13 protein-coding genes are annotated in these 14,706 nt (G+C 71.4%); 7 read left to right on the top strand and 6 right to left on the bottom strand.

Annotated features, from left to right (window positions below; translation table 11 throughout):
• Positions 1-32: 32 nt before the first annotated feature.
• Complete coding sequence (locus tag CRYAR_RS00420) at positions 33-557, bottom strand: VOC family protein (protein ID WP_035847491.1); 525 nt, start codon at positions 555-557, stop codon at positions 33-35.
• A 75-nt stretch (positions 558-632) separates the two neighbouring features.
• On the opposite strand from CRYAR_RS00420, the gene CRYAR_RS00415 reads away from it, so the two are divergent.
• Together CRYAR_RS00415 and CRYAR_RS00410 are read left to right on the top strand one after the other, a co-directional pair.
• Complete coding sequence (locus CRYAR_RS00415) at positions 633-1,646, top strand: permease (RefSeq protein ID WP_084699831.1); 1,014 nt, start codon at positions 633-635, stop codon at positions 1,644-1,646.
• Positions 1,646-2,440 (top strand): TIGR03943 family putative permease subunit, encoded by a 795-nt coding sequence (locus CRYAR_RS00410; RefSeq protein WP_035847485.1) that lies wholly within the window; start codon positions 1,646-1,648, stop codon positions 2,438-2,440. The genes CRYAR_RS00415 and CRYAR_RS00410 overlap by 1 nt, the downstream gene beginning before the upstream one ends.
• A 1-nt stretch (position 2,441) precedes the next feature.
• On the opposite strand, the gene CRYAR_RS00405 is transcribed toward CRYAR_RS00410, so the two are convergent.
• On the bottom strand, positions 2,442-3,581 hold the full coding sequence (locus tag CRYAR_RS00405; RefSeq protein WP_169744973.1) for a hypothetical protein: 1,140 nt from the start codon (positions 3,579-3,581) through the stop codon (positions 2,442-2,444).
• Between the two features lie 86 nt (positions 3,582-3,667).
• The gene (locus CRYAR_RS00400) at positions 3,668-5,239 is read right to left on the bottom strand and encodes a DEAD/DEAH box helicase (RefSeq protein WP_063725636.1); all 1,572 of its coding nucleotides are present in this window, start codon (positions 5,237-5,239) and stop codon (positions 3,668-3,670) included.
• A gap of 725 nt (positions 5,240-5,964) precedes the next feature.
• On the opposite strand from CRYAR_RS00400, the gene CRYAR_RS00395 reads away from it, so the two are divergent.
• Complete coding sequence (locus CRYAR_RS00395) at positions 5,965-6,939, top strand: NAD(P)H-quinone oxidoreductase (protein WP_035847480.1); 975 nt, start codon at positions 5,965-5,967, stop codon at positions 6,937-6,939.
• On the opposite strand, the gene CRYAR_RS00390 is transcribed toward CRYAR_RS00395, so the two are convergent.
• Positions 6,936-7,859, bottom strand: coding sequence for a GNAT family N-acetyltransferase (locus tag CRYAR_RS00390; protein ID WP_035847474.1), 924 nt, complete (start codon positions 7,857-7,859; stop codon positions 6,936-6,938). The genes CRYAR_RS00395 and CRYAR_RS00390 overlap by 4 nt on opposite strands.
• A gap of 60 nt (positions 7,860-7,919) precedes the next feature.
• On the opposite strand from CRYAR_RS00390, the gene CRYAR_RS00385 reads away from it, so the two are divergent.
• Complete coding sequence (locus CRYAR_RS00385) at positions 7,920-8,483, top strand: bacterial proteasome activator family protein (RefSeq protein ID WP_035847473.1); 564 nt, start codon at positions 7,920-7,922, stop codon at positions 8,481-8,483.
• A 1-nt stretch (position 8,484) separates the two neighbouring features.
• Here the strand turns inward: CRYAR_RS00385 and CRYAR_RS00380 are convergent, their stop codons facing one another.
• On the bottom strand, positions 8,485-9,303 hold the full coding sequence (locus CRYAR_RS00380; RefSeq protein WP_035847472.1) for an HAD family hydrolase: 819 nt from the start codon (positions 9,301-9,303) through the stop codon (positions 8,485-8,487).
• A 71-nt stretch (positions 9,304-9,374) separates the two neighbouring features.
• On the opposite strand from CRYAR_RS00380, the gene CRYAR_RS00375 reads away from it, so the two are divergent.
• The 3 genes from CRYAR_RS00375 to CRYAR_RS00365 all read left to right on the top strand — a co-directional run bounded on the left by CRYAR_RS00375 (position 9,375) and on the right by CRYAR_RS00365 (position 13,901).
• On the top strand, positions 9,375-9,854 hold the full coding sequence (locus tag CRYAR_RS00375; RefSeq protein WP_035847462.1) for a PPOX class F420-dependent oxidoreductase: 480 nt from the start codon (positions 9,375-9,377) through the stop codon (positions 9,852-9,854).
• 100 nt (positions 9,855-9,954) lie between these two features.
• Positions 9,955-12,963, top strand: a complete 3,009-nt coding sequence (locus tag CRYAR_RS44785; RefSeq protein WP_084699825.1) for a protein kinase domain-containing protein — start codon at positions 9,955-9,957, stop codon at positions 12,961-12,963.
• A 2-nt stretch (positions 12,964-12,965) separates the two neighbouring features.
• A complete protein-coding gene (locus CRYAR_RS00365; RefSeq protein WP_035847459.1) occupies positions 12,966-13,901 on the top strand; it encodes an AEC family transporter in 936 nt (311 codons plus the stop codon).
• On the opposite strand, the gene CRYAR_RS00360 is transcribed toward CRYAR_RS00365, so the two are convergent.
• Positions 13,881-14,684, bottom strand: coding sequence for an HAD family hydrolase (locus tag CRYAR_RS00360; protein ID WP_035847457.1), 804 nt, complete (start codon positions 14,682-14,684; stop codon positions 13,881-13,883). The two genes, CRYAR_RS00365 and CRYAR_RS00360, sit on opposite strands and share 21 nt — an antisense overlap.
• Positions 14,685-14,706: the final 22 nt, after the last annotated feature.

Here is a 14,706-nt window from a genome sequence, read left to right as displayed (position 1 = left end):
TCCGATGACCGCGGGCGAGGTCGACCTCGGGGTTAGCTCCGAGCCGGAACCGAGACGCCGACGCCGCCGTGGGTGTCGGCGCCGAAGCGCTCGGCCTCGGCCGCCAGGTCCAGGCGGCGGATCTCGTTGCGCCGGGCGCGGATCTCGTCGGTGAGCAGCGCCGCGGGCACCAGCCAGGACACCTCGAACTCGATGCCGTCGGGGTCCTTGGCGTACAGCGCCTTCGTCGTCGAGTGGTCGCTGGCTCCCACCAGCGCGCCCAGCTCGACCAGCTTCGCCTCGACGCGCTGGAGCTCGGCGAGCGTGTCGACCTCCCACGCCAGGTGGTAGAGCCCCACCGTGGTGCGACCGGCCTGGGACGGGCCCGCTTCGGCGCCGATCTGGAAGAGGCCGAGGTCGTGGTCGTTCGTCGAGCCGCCGGCGCGCAGGAACGCCGCCCCGGGGAACGCGTCGCCGCCTTCGATGACGTCGAAGCCGAGGGCCTCGCGGTAGAACGCCACACTGCGGGCGACGTCACGCACGTAGAGCACCGCGTGGTTCAGACGCTGAATCGGCATACACCGACGATACGCTCGTTTTGTTTAGCGTTCAACAAACTGTCGATCCTGGCCCCACTCGGATAATTTCGGTTCATGTCGTCGTCCACCCCGACCCGAACCAGGGCCGACGCCACGGATTCGCACAGCGGCACGATCGGCCTGCTGATCGCGGCGATCGTCGCGGTGCTGATCGGCCGCCAGGTCCTGGCGTTGCTGATCGGCGGCCGGGGCGGCGTCGCCACCTGGACGACGGTGTTCTGCGCGATCGTGGTGCAGGCCCTGCCGTTCCTGATGCTCGGCGTCGTGCTCTCCGGCGCGATCACCGCGTTCGTTCCGGCCCGCTTCTTCTCCACGATCCTGCCGAAACGGGCAGCCTTCGCGGTGCCGGTGGCCGGCGCGGCTGGAGCGCTGCTGCCCGGATGCGAGTGCGCTTCCGTGCCGGTGGCCGGTCGCCTGATGGAGCGCGGTGTGGTGCCGGCGGCGGCTCTCGCGTTCCTGCTCTCGGCGCCGGCGATCAACCCGATCGTGCTGGTGTCGACCGCGGTCGCCTTCCCCGGTCAACCGGGCATGGTGGTCGGCCGTTTCGTCGCGTCGCTGGCGACCGCAGTGCTCGTCGGCTGGATCTGGGCGCGCTTCGGGCGACCGGAATGGCTGACCCGCTTCGCCGCCCGCCGGCTGCCGTCGGCCGACGACACCACGCCCGCGTTCGAGCGGTTCCGCCTCGCGGTCGCACACGACTTCTTCGAGGCCGGCGGATTCCTGGTGATCGGAGCGGCCGCGGCGGCGACGATGAACGTCGTCATCCCGCCCGACTGGATCAGCACGGTCGCCGGTATCCCGGTGCTGTCGATCCTGGTCCTCGCGGCGCTCGCCGTGGTGCTCTCGATCTGCTCGGAGGCCGACGCGTTCGTCGCGGCCAGCCTCACCGGTTTCCCGGTGTCGGCGCAGCTGGCGTTCATGGTCGTCGGGCCGGTCGTCGACCTCAAGCTGATCGCGCTGCAGACCGGGACGTTCGGCCGGGCGTTCGCGACCCGCTTCGCCCCGCTCACGTTCGTCGTCGCGGTGGGCGCCGCGGTGGTCACCGGCTTGTTGATCGGAGTGGCCTGATGAGGCGCGAGGTCCAGGCGGTCGTCTTCATCCTGCTCGGGGCGGTGCTGCTCAAGCTCGTCATCTCCGGCGAGTACCTGAACTACGTCCAGAGCCTGCTGAAGTTCCCGCTGGTCGCCACCGGCGTGGTGCTGATCGCGTTCGGCGTGCTGGGGTTCGCGCGCGACTGGCGCGGCCGCGGGGCGCTGGAGCGCTCCCGCGAACGCGCGGCCGACGCGCGCGTCCGGACCCACGGCCCCGGAGCCCAGCCCGACGACGAGCACGAGCCAGACGTCGACGAGCACGCTCACGACCACGTCGGGGACGGCCACGGGGTGGGCTGGCTGTGGATCCTGCCGGTCTTCGTCCTCGTGCTGGTGCCGCCACCGGCGCTCGGGTCGTTCGCGGCCGAGCGGGGCGCGGCGACCGTGCCGAAGCCACCGAAGTCCGTGGAGTTCGCCGCGCTCAAGGGCTCGAACCCGGTCCCGCTCGAGGTGCACGACTACGCCCAGCGAGCCGTCTGGGACAACGGCCGGACGCTGACCGGCCGCACCATCGAGCTGAGCGGGTTCATGACCCCGCACAGCGGCGGCAGCTGGTACCTGACCCGGATGAAGGTCAACTGCTGTGCGGCGGACGCTCGGCCCTACCAGGTGGAGATCGTCGACTCGCCGGTGCCGGCCGTGCGGGACGAATGGGTCAAGGTGACCGGAACGTGGGTACCGAGCACGGCCAAGGATCCGTTCGACGCGGTCGCGCTGCTCAAGGCGACGACCGTCAACGGCATCCCGACGCCGGCCCAGCCGTACGAGTGAGCTAGCGCCGCTTCTTCTTCTTTCGCTTGGGGGTGGCCGCGGCCTTGCGCTCGGGAGCCTCCGGGAACGCCTGCCAGGCCGGCTCCGGGGTCGCCTCACCGATGCGCTCCGGGGCCGGACCGTCGCCGCGCCGCGTGACGGTCACACCGTCCGCGGGCTCGACCGCCTCCGGGGGTCGCGGGATCACGAGCGTGACGACGGCGGCCGTCAGCAGGCCGCTGCTGACCACGCCGGACACGATCGCCGCCGTCCAGGCGACCGCGACCCCCTCGACCCGCTCGGTGCCGAACGCGACGTCGGCGTAGAACGCCTGCCAGACGATCCCCACCCATTCGATCGCGGCCACCACCGCCGTGGCGCCGAGCGCGAGCCAGCGGAACATCAGCCGCCCCGGCCGCGCCAGCAGCAGGAGCCCGGCGGCGACGAGCGCGAGCACCGCCAGGAAACCGCTGAGCGTCGCGATCACCGACCACTCGGTCGGCAGCTCGTTCTCGCGGCCGAGCGGCCGAGCCCAGGCCACCGGGACGAGGAGCGCCACAGCCGTGCCCGCAAGCGCCAGGATGCGCGCCACGTTGAGCGCGCCGGCCGACGATCCGGGCGCCGGGACCGGGCCGCTCACCTCCCCCGGCCGGAACCACCGCACCAGGACCGCACCCAGCGGCACCAGAACGGCCAGGACGACGCCGAAGACGCCGATCGCTCCCCCGATGACCTCACCGACGATCACGACCCGGTAGCGCCCGTCCTGGGTGCCGGGCGGCATGGCCTCACGCCACTGCTGGTAGCGGGTGTACGTCGCCAGGTACGCCAGCAGCATGGCGGGGAGCAGCACGGTGACACCGCCGCGCAGGGCGGGGAACCCGAGCGGTGAGGCGCGCACGATCAGGACCGCGACGACGCCGAACAGCACCGCGAATCCGAGCACGAACCCGCCGAGCACGTAGACGGTCGGCAGCGCGGTGCCGGGATCGAGGTTCTCGACCGAGCTGCGCCCGGTACGGAGCGCCTCGTGGTGCTGCACGGCCTCGGCGACGAAGTGGTAGGCGGCGAAGAGCCCACCGGCCGTTCCGAGCGCGAGCAGACCGGCGACGACCCGGTCGAGCATTCGGTCTGTGCGCAGCAGTCGGCGCTGAGAAGCCATGCCGCATTGTTGCGTGACGCAGCGCCGCTCAAACGCACCGGCCGGATACCCGAGGGCATCCGGCCGGTGTCGTCGTTCAGTGCGCGTCAGCGCGGGTTGCGGTCCTCGCGGTGGCGAGCCGAGCGCTGCTCGGGCGTCCAGCGCGGACGCCCGGCCCGGTAGTTGTCCGAGCCGCCCCGCTCGGAACGCTGCGGGCGGTCACCACGGTCGGTGCGCTCACCACGGTCGGTGCGCTCACTGCGGTCGGACCAGCGGGGACCGTCCGAGCGGCGCGGGCCGCCCCGGTAGCCACGCTCACCCGAACCGCTGCGCGGGCCACGCCGGAAGCCGCCACGACCACGGTCGGCGTCGAACTCCCGGTCCCGCCGACGACGGGTCTCGGCGGCCGCGAGCTCCTCCGCGGTCGGCGGCGGCGGAGCCGGCGGCAGGGCGTCGGTCAGGACGCTCGGCAGCGGCGCCTCCGGCGCGATCGTCGACCGGGTCGGGTTGATGCCGGCCAGCTTGGCCAGCCGGTGCGCCGACCGGCGGCTGTACGGCGCGACGAGCGTCGCCACCACACCGGAAGCACCGGCGCGGGCCGTGCGTCCGGCCCGGTGCAGGTACGACTTGGGGTCGGTCGGCGGGTCGTAGTGCACGACCAGGCCCACGCCGTCGACGTGCACACCGCGCGCCGCGACGTCGGTGGCGACCAGAACCGGCGAGCGCCCGTTCTTGAAGTTCGTCAGCACCCGGTTGCGCTGCCCCTGCGTCCGGCCGCCGTGGAGCGGCTCGGCGAAGATGCCGCGCTCGGTGAGCTGCTCGGCGAGCCGGTCGGCACCGGCCTGGGTCTTCACGAACATGATCGTGCGGCCGGTGGACTTCACCAGTTCGGCGGCCACCCGCACCTTGTCGGCGTGGATGACGTGGAGCATGTGGTGCTCCATCGTGTCGACCGACGCCGTGGACGGCGCCAGCGAGTGCGTCACGGGGTCCTTCAGGTACTCCCGGACGATCGTGTCGACGTCGTTGTCCAGCGTCGCCGAGAACAGCAGGCGCTGCCCGTCCGGGCGGACCTGGTCCAGCAGGCCCCGGACGACGGGCAGGAAGCCCATGTCGGCCATCTGGTCGGCCTCGTCGATCGCGGTGATCTCGACGTCGTCGAGCACCGCGCTACCACGGCGGATGTGGTCCTCGAGGCGGCCGGGAGTGGCCACGACGACGTGCACGCCACGGCGCAGGTCTTCGAGCTGACGCGACATCGCCGCGCCGCCGACGATCGGGCGAACCCGGACGCCGACCGTGCGCCCGAGCGGAGCCAGCGCGTCGGTCACCTGGAGCGCGAGCTCCCGGGTGGGGACGAGCACCAGCCCGAGCGGACGACCGGGACGAACCCGGGCACCGGCGAGCTTGGCGATCAGCGGCAGGCCGAACGCCAGCGTCTTGCCGGAGCCGGTGGAGCCGCGGCCGAGGACGTCACGTCCGGCCAGCACCTCCGGGATCGTGGCGGACTGGATCGGGAACGCGTCGGTCATGCCCTGCCGCTCGAGCGCGGTCACGACCGCGGAGGGCAGTCCGAGCTCGGCGAACCGAACGGCGGCCGGCGTCTGGTCGGCCGGAGCCTCGGCGACGTCAGCTTCGAGCTTTTCAAGGATCGCGTCTTCAGACGCGAAGTCGGGCATTTCAGATACAGCAAGCGAAGGCACAGAACGGCTTTCCGGATGGACGACACAGCAGCCAGGGGTCATCCACCCCGGTCGGGGTAACGGGGGTCTCTCCGATGGACTCATCGGTACGTCGAACCCACTGACCACCGGACGCTGGAACCGCCGGGACACGGGTTTACGACGAAACCTCGATAGGACATCAACCAAGTTCTCGGGACCCATCAGCTGCTCGTGGGGCTCCGAGGTGGCTTGGACGTAACCAGAATACCTGGTCCCGCTGTTCCCGACTCGGGCACCGCATCCCAACCGACCGTTCGGGGCTCACCACAACCACCGATAGGCCACATGTTTCTCACAGCGGGTCGGCTGGTCTGAGTGGTGCGAGGTGCTTACCGTCTTGAGTCATGGGAACAGGTGGTCCCGGCACAGCACCGGGGAACAGCCAGCTCGCCACGGCGGGCCGTCGCATGAGAGGAACCGCGATGTACCGGCTGCACTGCCCAGAGTGCGCACGGCCCGGCGTCACGCGAACCAACCGTCGCGAGGTGCAGGCGCTGACCGACACGCACAACCAGATGCTCCACCGCGGCCGTCCGGTAGCAACTGTCCGGATGGCGGGCTGGAACCTTTTTCGGAGGGTGATCCGTCAGCATTAATCGCTAGTGCCAGTTTTTCCCCTACGACAACCGGGGCCTCGCGCGACCGCGCGGGGCCCCGGCCCGTGTCTCTAGAGTGACGCCATGCACGCGATCACGATCACGGAGCCGGGTGGACCCGAGGTACTGCGCTGGACCGAGGTTCCCGACCTCGAACCCGGCGACGGCGAGGTCCTCATCGACGTGGTCGCGTCCGCCGTGAACCGCGCTGACCTGATACAACGCCAGGGAATGTACCCGCCGCCGAAGGGCGCTTCCGCGTACCCGGGCCTGGAGTGCTCCGGTCGTATCGCCGCGGTCGGCTCCGGCGTGCAGGGCTGGAACGTCGGCGACGAGGTCTGTGCGCTGCTGGCCGGCGGCGGCTACGCCGAGCAGGTCGTGGTGCCGGCCGGCCAGGTGCTCCCGGTGCCCGAGGGCGTCACGCTGGCCGAGGCCGCGAGCCTGCCCGAGGTGTACTGCACGGTCTGGTCGAACGTCTTCGCGGTCGGGCGCCTCGCCCCCGGCGACTCGTTCCTGGTGCACGGAGGCGCAGGCGGTATCGGCACGGCGGCGATCCAACTCGCGTCCGCCTACGGCGCCCGGGTCTTCACCACCGCCAGCGCCGCGAAGCACAACGTCTGCCTGGCCCTCGGCGCCGAACGGGCGATCGACTACCGCAGCGAAGACTTCGTCGCGGTGGTCAAGGAGGCCACCGACGGTCGCGGCGTCGATGTGATCCTCGACAACATGGGCGCGAAGTACCTCCCGCGCAACATCGACGCGCTGGCCACCGGCGGTCGGCTCGTCGTCATCGGCATGCAGGGCGGGGCCAAGGGCGAGCTCAACCTCGGTGCGCTGCTGGCCAAGCGCGCCTCGGTCACGGCGACGTCGCTGCGTGCCCGTCCGGTCAGCGAGAAGGCCGAGATCGTCGAGGACGTGAAGACCCACGTCTGGCCGCTGCTCGGATACGGCAAGATCCGGCCGATCGTCGACCGGGCGATCGCGCTCCCCGACGCCGCCGAGGCGCACCGCGCGCTCGAGGAGGGCTCCGCGACCGGCAAGGTGATCCTGGTCCGCTAGTTCACCACCAGGCGCCAGGTGTCGGCCGCGAACTGCAGCTCGAATCCGAGGCCGGTGTAGAAGCGCAACGCGTTGTTCACGTTCTCGGTGTCGACGCCGAGACCGATCGCACGGCGGCCGCGCTGGGCGAACTCGCTGAACGCGGTACGCAGCAGCAGCGTGGCGATCCCGGAGCCACGCGCGGCGGCCACCGTGCCGAGGTTCTGCACCCAGCCGGTCGCCTCCCGGTCGTTGTGCCCGACCAGCACCCCGACGTCGACCCCGTCGCGGGACGCGATCCAGCTCAGCGACCAGTCGCGGTGATCGGCGTCCATGCGCTTGCGCCAGTCGGCGTACCCGGTCGACTCGAAGCCGAAGTGCCCGGCGAACGTCTCCTGCACGAGCCGGTAGGCGACCTCCTGGTCGGCCGGCGACTCCGCGGTGCGGATCCGGACACCGTCCGGCAGCTGGGGCGGCACGCCGGCTCCCGGCGTCAGCCGCCGGGTCAGCACGTGGTGGCGCCGGACGTTGCGCCAGCCCCGCGCGGGCAGCGCGTGCACGGCGAGCACCGAGTCGGGGGTCAGCGCCAGGTGCAGGTCGGCCCCGGCGGTGATCTGCGCCGCTCGCACCGTGAGCAGGTCGAGCAACTGGATGCCCGCCGGGACGGCGTCGCGCAGGACGTAGTGCTCGACGTCCAGCCGCGTGCCGGTGGACGCCGGCCACAGCACCGCGTAGGCCACCAGCCGGTCACCGTCGAACGCCAGCCACGAGTCGCGGGCGAGGTCGGCCGCGCGCCGCAGGTCGCCTTCGACCTCCTCGACGGAGTAGCCGGCATCCCCGGTGTCAACGAGGTCGACCTCGTTGATCAGGGATCGGACGGCGGGAGCATCGGCGAGGGTCGCGGCCCGAACTGTTAGTTCGGATGTTCGTTGAACGGGCATACCCTGCACCCTCTGCCACCGGCATCGGCGCGCACAACCAGATTGCGGGAGGATGGTCGTATGACCGACAACCAGTCCCCTAACGAGCTTCCCGACACACCCGGTCAAACCGTCATGGTGATGGGGCCGGACGGCTCGCCGGTCGGCGCGATGCCGATCGAGGTCGGCAAGGAAGACGGCGACAACGACCCTTCGCGCCTGATCGAGCAGCCCGGCAAGGTCATGCGCATCGGCAGCATGATCAAGCAGCTGCTCGAGGAGGTGCGGGCGGCGCCGCTCGACGAGGCGAGCCGGGCGAGGCTCAAGGAGATCCACGCCCGATCCATCACCGAACTCGAGGACGGGATCGCCCCGGAGCTCCGCGAAGAGTTGGAGCGGCTGTCGCTGCCGTTCACCGACGAGGCGGTGCCCTCCGAGCCGGAGCTGCGGATCGCGCAGGCCCAGCTGGTGGGGTGGCTGGAGGGCTTGTTCCACGGCATCCAGGCCGCGCTCGTCGCCCAGCAGATGGCCGCGCGCATGCAGCTGGAGCAGATGCGCGGACGCCCGGCGCTGCCCCCGGGCCTCGGCGGCATCGTGGCGAACGACGGCACCCCCGGCGCGCACGGCACCGGCCAGTACCTCTGAGCTACCGCGGGGTAGTCGCCTCGGCCTCGTCCAGGAGAGCGTCGATGTAGGTGGCTACCCCGTCCGCGTCGTTGCCGGTGGTCACCGTGTGGGCCACCGCGGCCGCCTCCGGGTGCGCGCCGGCGACGACGACGCCCCGGCCGGCCCAGCTCAGCATCGGGATGTCGTTGGGCATGTCTCCGAACGCCAGCACCCCGCCCGGGTCGACGCCGTAGTGCTGGGCCACCCAGGCCAGGCCGGTGGCCTTCGTCACGCCCGGCGCGGACACCTCGATCAGGCCGCGGAAACCGGAGTGCGTTGCGGTGACCGTGTCGTCGAACACCCGCGTGCACCGCGTCCAGAGCTCGGCCGCCTCCACGCTCGGCGCGCGGATCAGCAGCTTCTCGACCGGCTCCGCGATCAACTCCGCGTAGCTGACCTGGTCCTCGTCGGTGCGTCCGAGGTCGTGCCGCACCGGGTAGCCCGCCTCGTGCAGCATCCGGGGCCCCCGTTCGACCGCGTAGATCGCGTCCGGGAACGTCTCCCGCACCGACGTCGTCACCGCGCGCAGCGTCCCGGTCGGGATGGTCCAGTTGCGCAGGACCTCGCCGGACGCCCCGTCGAGCACCACCGCCCCGTTGGCGCAGACGACCCGGCCACGGCGACCGGTCTGGGCGAGCACGGGGTCCATCCAGCGCCACGGACGGCCGGTGACGAACACGAGCGTGATGCCGGACCGCTCCAGCCGGCTGAACGTCGCGAGCGTGCGTTCCGAGACGGTCAGGTCCGATCGCAGCAGGGTTCCGTCGAGATCGGTAGCGACCAGCTTGGGCACGAACACGCACCAAGCGTTACACGAGATCTGCGGTCACGATCGCGTTTGTCCGACGAATTGGTGGTTAGGCTGACCGCGTGCCTAACTACGCGACCGCCGACGCGGTTGACCGGGACGCATTGCTGGAGTTCCTGAGGCCACGTCACCACGGGATGCTCGCCACCACCCGCAAGGACGGACGGCCGCAGCTCTCCCCCGTGACCTGCGGTGTGGACGCCGAAGACCGGATCGTCGTCTCCACCTACCCCGACCGGGCCAAGGCCTTCAACGCACGCCGGGACACCCGGGCGAGCATCTGCGTGATGTCGTCCGACTGGGACGGGCCGTACGTCCAGGTGGACGGCTCGATCGAAGTGCTCGATCTGCCGGAAGCACTCGAACCGCTCGTCGACTACTACCGATGCATCTCCGGGGAGCACCCCGACTGGGACGGCTACCGCGCGGCGATGCAGCGGCAGGGCAAGAGCCTGCTGCGCATCACGATCGAGCGCTGGGGTCCGATCGCCACCGGTGGGTTCCCACCCCGTCTCGCCGAGCAGTTCGGTGGATCCAGTTAGCGGCATTTGACCGAAGTCCGACAGAGCCCCCGATCACACGTCCGCTGGGGGCTCCCCTCGGGGTCCTATCCTGTCGCCAAGAGCGGGAGGAGGGGGTCGGGTGACATCGCGGGACGCCGGACCTCGCCTCGGGGACCGATATGTCCTCCGTGAGGTGTTAGGGCGCGGTGCGACAGGTGCGGTATGGGCGGCCCACGACATCCACCTCGATCGGCCGGTCGCGGTCAAAGTTCTGATCGACGCCGGCGACACGCTCACGACCCCGGAGCGTTTCCAGCGCGAAGCCCGCACCACCGCCCGGCTCAACCACGCGAACATCGTCGCGGTCTACGACGTCGGCCGGATCAGTGAGCACGACTCGATCGACGCCGCGCCCGGCACCCCGTTCCTGGTGATGGAGCTGCTCACCGGTGGGAGCTGGAAAGACGCGCTCAGCGGGCCGCTCCCCCGGCCGGAGAAGGTGGCCGGTGCGCTGGCCGGAGTCGCCAGGGCACTCGCGGCCGCGCACGCCGTCGGCGTCACACACCGCGACATCAAGCCGGCGAACGTGCTGCTCAACGCCGACGGGGAGGCGAAGCTCGCCGACTTCGGCATCGCCAAGTCGACGGAGTCCACCGGCCTGACGCGGCCCGGGGACATCGTCGGCACGCTCGCGTACACCGCGCCGGAGTGCCTGGAGGGGCAGGCGGCCGGTCCCGCCGCGGACGTGTGGTCGTTCGGCGTCATGCTCTACGAGAGCCTGGCCGGGCACCGTCCGTTCGAGCAGGAGACGCTCGGCGCGCTGATCACCGCGATCCAGTCCGGGCGGTACCGCTCGCTCGCCTACGACCTGCCGTCGCTGCCGCACGCGCTGTCGGCCACGGTCGACCGGTGCCTCGACCCGGATCCGCCGCACCGCCCCACCGCGGCCGAGCTGGCCCGTGTCCTCTCCGACGCGGTCGCCACCACGACGACCACTGGCTCGGCTCCGCCCACCACCATCACCCCCGTCTCCGGCCCCCCGTCTTTCGACCCCACCACCGATGCCCCGGCCGCCTGGATGCCCATCAGCAGCCCACCGGTCTCCGGCCCACCGAGCTCCGGCCCTCCGGTCTCCGGCCCTCCCGTCTCCGGGCCTCCCGTCTCCGGGCCTCCCGTCTCCGGGCCGCCGTCGGGTTGGCGAGTGGCCGGGCCGCCGCCGGCTCCGCCCACCTCGGGCCAGCGGACCGGGCCGACCGCGCGCGTGCCGTCGGCGCCCGGTAGCCCCGTCCCGATCCCGGGCCCCTACAGCGGCACCCGCCGAGCCACCGGCGGCGGCGTCCCGCCCGTGAACCCACCGGTCCCGGTCGCTCCCCACGAGGAACCCCGCAAGCGACGCCGCTGGGTACTCCCGGTCGCCGCCGGAGTGGTCCTCGTCCTGCTCACGGGCGGTGCCTTCGCCGGCCGTAGCCTGTTCCACGCCGTCGCCGGGTGCAGCGGCGAGTTGCCGCTCGTCGTCGCCTCCTCCCCGGAGAAGGCCGGCGTCGTCACCGCTCTCGCCGAGCGCTACAACGCCGACCCCGACGACGTCGACGGCACCTGCGTCCGCGTGCAGATCGTGATCGCCAAGTCGGGGGAGGCAGTCGAGGCTCTCGCGAAGGGCTGGCCCACCGCCGACTACGGCGTCCGGCCCGACGTCTGGACGCCGGCCTCCAGCGTGTGGGTCGGCCTGCTGGGCCAGAAGGCCGGCGCGATCGGCGCGATGGCGAAAGCACCGAGCCTGGCCCGGTCCCCGCTGGTGATCGCCGCACCGGAAGCCACCGCGAAGGCGATGGGCTGGCCGGCCAAGTCCCCCAGCTGGCAGGAGATCGCCCGCTACGCCGGTAACGACGCCGAATGGAAGCGGGTCAGCAAGTCCGAAACCCCGTTCCTGTTCGCCCGCACGAACCCGCTCGTCTCCACCTCCGGGCTGCACGCGACGCTCGCCGCCTACCTCGCCGCTCCCGGCCGCACCGGTGACGTCGAGGAGGACCTGCAGCGCAGCAGCGTCCGGCTGTTCCTGCGGACGCTGGAACGCTCGACCGACCGCTACGGCGACACGACGCTGACGTTCCTGGAGACGCTCCGGCAGCAGGCCGAGCAGTCCGGCACGTCGTCGGTGTCGGCGCTCGCCGTGGAGGAGCAGACCGTCTGGGCCTACAACCAGGGCGAACCGATGAGCGCGGGCAGCAGCCACCTGCCTGCCCCCGCCGAGAAGTTGGTCGCGATGCAGCCCAGCGACGGCACGCTGGTCTCCGACCACCCTTACGTCACCGTCGACTCGGTGATCGACGCGCCGTGGGTGACGCCGGCCAAGCGGGCCGCCGCCGACGACTTCCAGAAGTTCCTGCTGGAGGACGAGCAGCAGGCCGCGTTCCGCGCGGCCGGATTCCGGGACAGCAACGACAAGCTCGACCCGGACGTCGTCGCGAAGTCCGGCGGTTTCATCGCCGAGCGACCCGCGACGACGTTCCCCTCGCCGCAGCCGGCGGCAGTCGCGGCCCTGCTGAACGCGTGGCGCGACCTGAACCGGCCGGCGAACGTGCTGATCGTGCTCGACACGTCCGGTTCGATGAAGGAGAAGGTGGCCGGCACGAAATCGACGCGCCTGCAGCTGGCCACACAGGCCGCCGAGGCGTCGCTCGACTACTTCGGCACCAACGACCGCGTCGGCCTCTGGGAGTTCTCCACCAAGCTCGACGGCCCGGTCGACCATCGGCAGCTCGTCCCGATCAGCTCGAAAAACGAGGGCGCGCTCAAGCGCGCACTGCAGAGCCTGACGCCGAAGAACGACACCGGCCTCTACGACACCGCGCGGGACGCCGTGCAACTGGTGCGCGCGCAGAGCGACGCCGACGGCATCAACGCCGTCGTGCTGCTCACCGACGGCGACAACCAGGACCCCGGCAGCATCAGCCCGCAGGCGCTGCTGGCCGGCCTGAAGGCCGAGCCCACCGTGCGGGTGTACCCGGTGGCGTTCGGCGACGAGCTCACCCGCGACGGCAAGAACGTGCTCAACCAGGTCGCCAAGACCACCGGCGGCCGCTACTACGAGTCGAATGACCCTCGTCGCATCGAGTCGGTTCTGGGCGACGTGATGTCTAACTTCTAGAGGTGTCGTCGCTCGGAACCCAGATCGCGCAGTCGTTGCCGATCTTCCTGCTCATCGTTCTGGGCTACGCCCTCGCCGCGTTCGCTCCGTGGGCCCGCGAGGCCGGCGGTGCGCTGAGCACGTTCGTGTTCAACGTCTCGCTGCCGGCTCTGCTGTTCTCGATCACGAGCACGCCGTCCCGTTCGACGCCCAGCTGGAAGGTCGTCGGAGCGTACTTCGGCGGGTGCTTCGTGATCTTCGCGGTGGCGCGCCTGGTCGCCCGGTTCGCCACGACCCTCGACGGGATCGATGGTTCGCTGTTCGCGGTCGGCGGTGTCTTCTCGAACAACGTGTTGCTCGGTATCCCGCTCGCCCAGGCGTTCCTGGGCCCGGCCGCGCTCCCCGTCGTCGCCATGGTGTTGATCTTCAACGCGGCCGTGCTGTGGACGCTGGCCACGGCCTCGATCGAGCAGGCCCGCGGCGGCGAGCTCACCGCGCGGAACCTGCTCCGCACCGCCGTGACCGTCACCGTGACGCCGCTCGTGCTGGCGATCGTCGTCGGCACCGTCGTGCGGCTGGTCGGTCTGCGGGTGCCGAGCCTGGTGGCCGAACCGATCGAGTCGCTCGGGCGGGCGGCGACCCCGCTGGCGCTCGTCGTCCTCGGGATCGGGCTGCAGCGCTACGGGCTGCGCACCGGCTGGAAGATCAGCCTCGGGATCACCGTGGTCAAGCTGGTCCTGCATCCGCTGGCCGTCTGGCTTCTCGCCGTCGCGCTGGGGCTGTCCGCGGTCGAGACGCTCGCGGTGGTGCTGATGGCCTCGATCGCGACCGGCGCGAACGTGTACCTGATGGCGGAGAAGTTCGGCACGCTGCAGGGGCCGGTGGCGTCGGCGATCGTCGTCTCGACCACGCTCTCGGTCGTCACGACGCCGCTCTGGCTAGCTCTCGCGGGGAAGTAGTTCCTCGAGGTAGTGGGCCACGCCGTCCTCGTCGTTCGAGCCGGTGACCTCCTCGGCGACGGCCTTGAGCTCCGGGTGCGCGTTCGCCACCGCGACGCCTTTCCCGGCCCAGCCCAGCATCGGGACGTCGTTGGGCATGTCACCGAACGCGAGCACGTCCGACGCGGCCACCCCGAGCGTGTCGCAGACGACCGCGAGCCCGGCCGCCTTGGTCACGCCGGTCGGGCAGATCTCCAGGAACCCCAGCCCGGCGTAGGTGACCTCGCCGACGGTCGCCGGCACCACGTCCCTCGCCACCGCGAAGAACTCCTCGACGTCCAGCCCCGGCTTGGCGACGAATACCTTGAGCAACTCACTGGCGAACATCGTCTCGCGGTCGGCGGGCTCCCACGGGTCGGGGAACGGCCACTCGAACGTCGGGTCGCCGTGCAGCGGGGCGTGGTCGGCCTCACCGGCCTCCACGGTGACCAGCACCGGGCCGACACGCTCCTCGATCATCGCGACCGCCTGCGCCGCGACCGCACCGGCGATCCGCGTCGCCTTCAGCACACCGCCGGTCTCCAGGTCGAGCACGAACCCGCCCTGCGCGCACACCAGGTAGCGGGACACGTCGACGGCGGCCGCGGACAGCGTCCGCAGCCGTGGGCCACGGCCGGTCACGCCGACGACCTCGACGCCGGCGTCACGCACCCGGCGGAGCACCCCGTGGGTGTATTCGGACACCGTTCCGTCGGATCGGATCAGCGTGCCGTCCAGGTCGGTCGCTACCAGAACGGGGAGCACTGATGCCCCATCGGCCACACGA

This window comes from Cryptosporangium arvum DSM 44712, assembly GCF_000585375.1.
GTDB classification, from domain to species: Bacteria; Actinomycetota; Actinomycetes; order Mycobacteriales; family Cryptosporangiaceae; genus Cryptosporangium; species Cryptosporangium arvum.
This window is presented reverse-complemented; position numbering and strand designations above follow the sequence as displayed.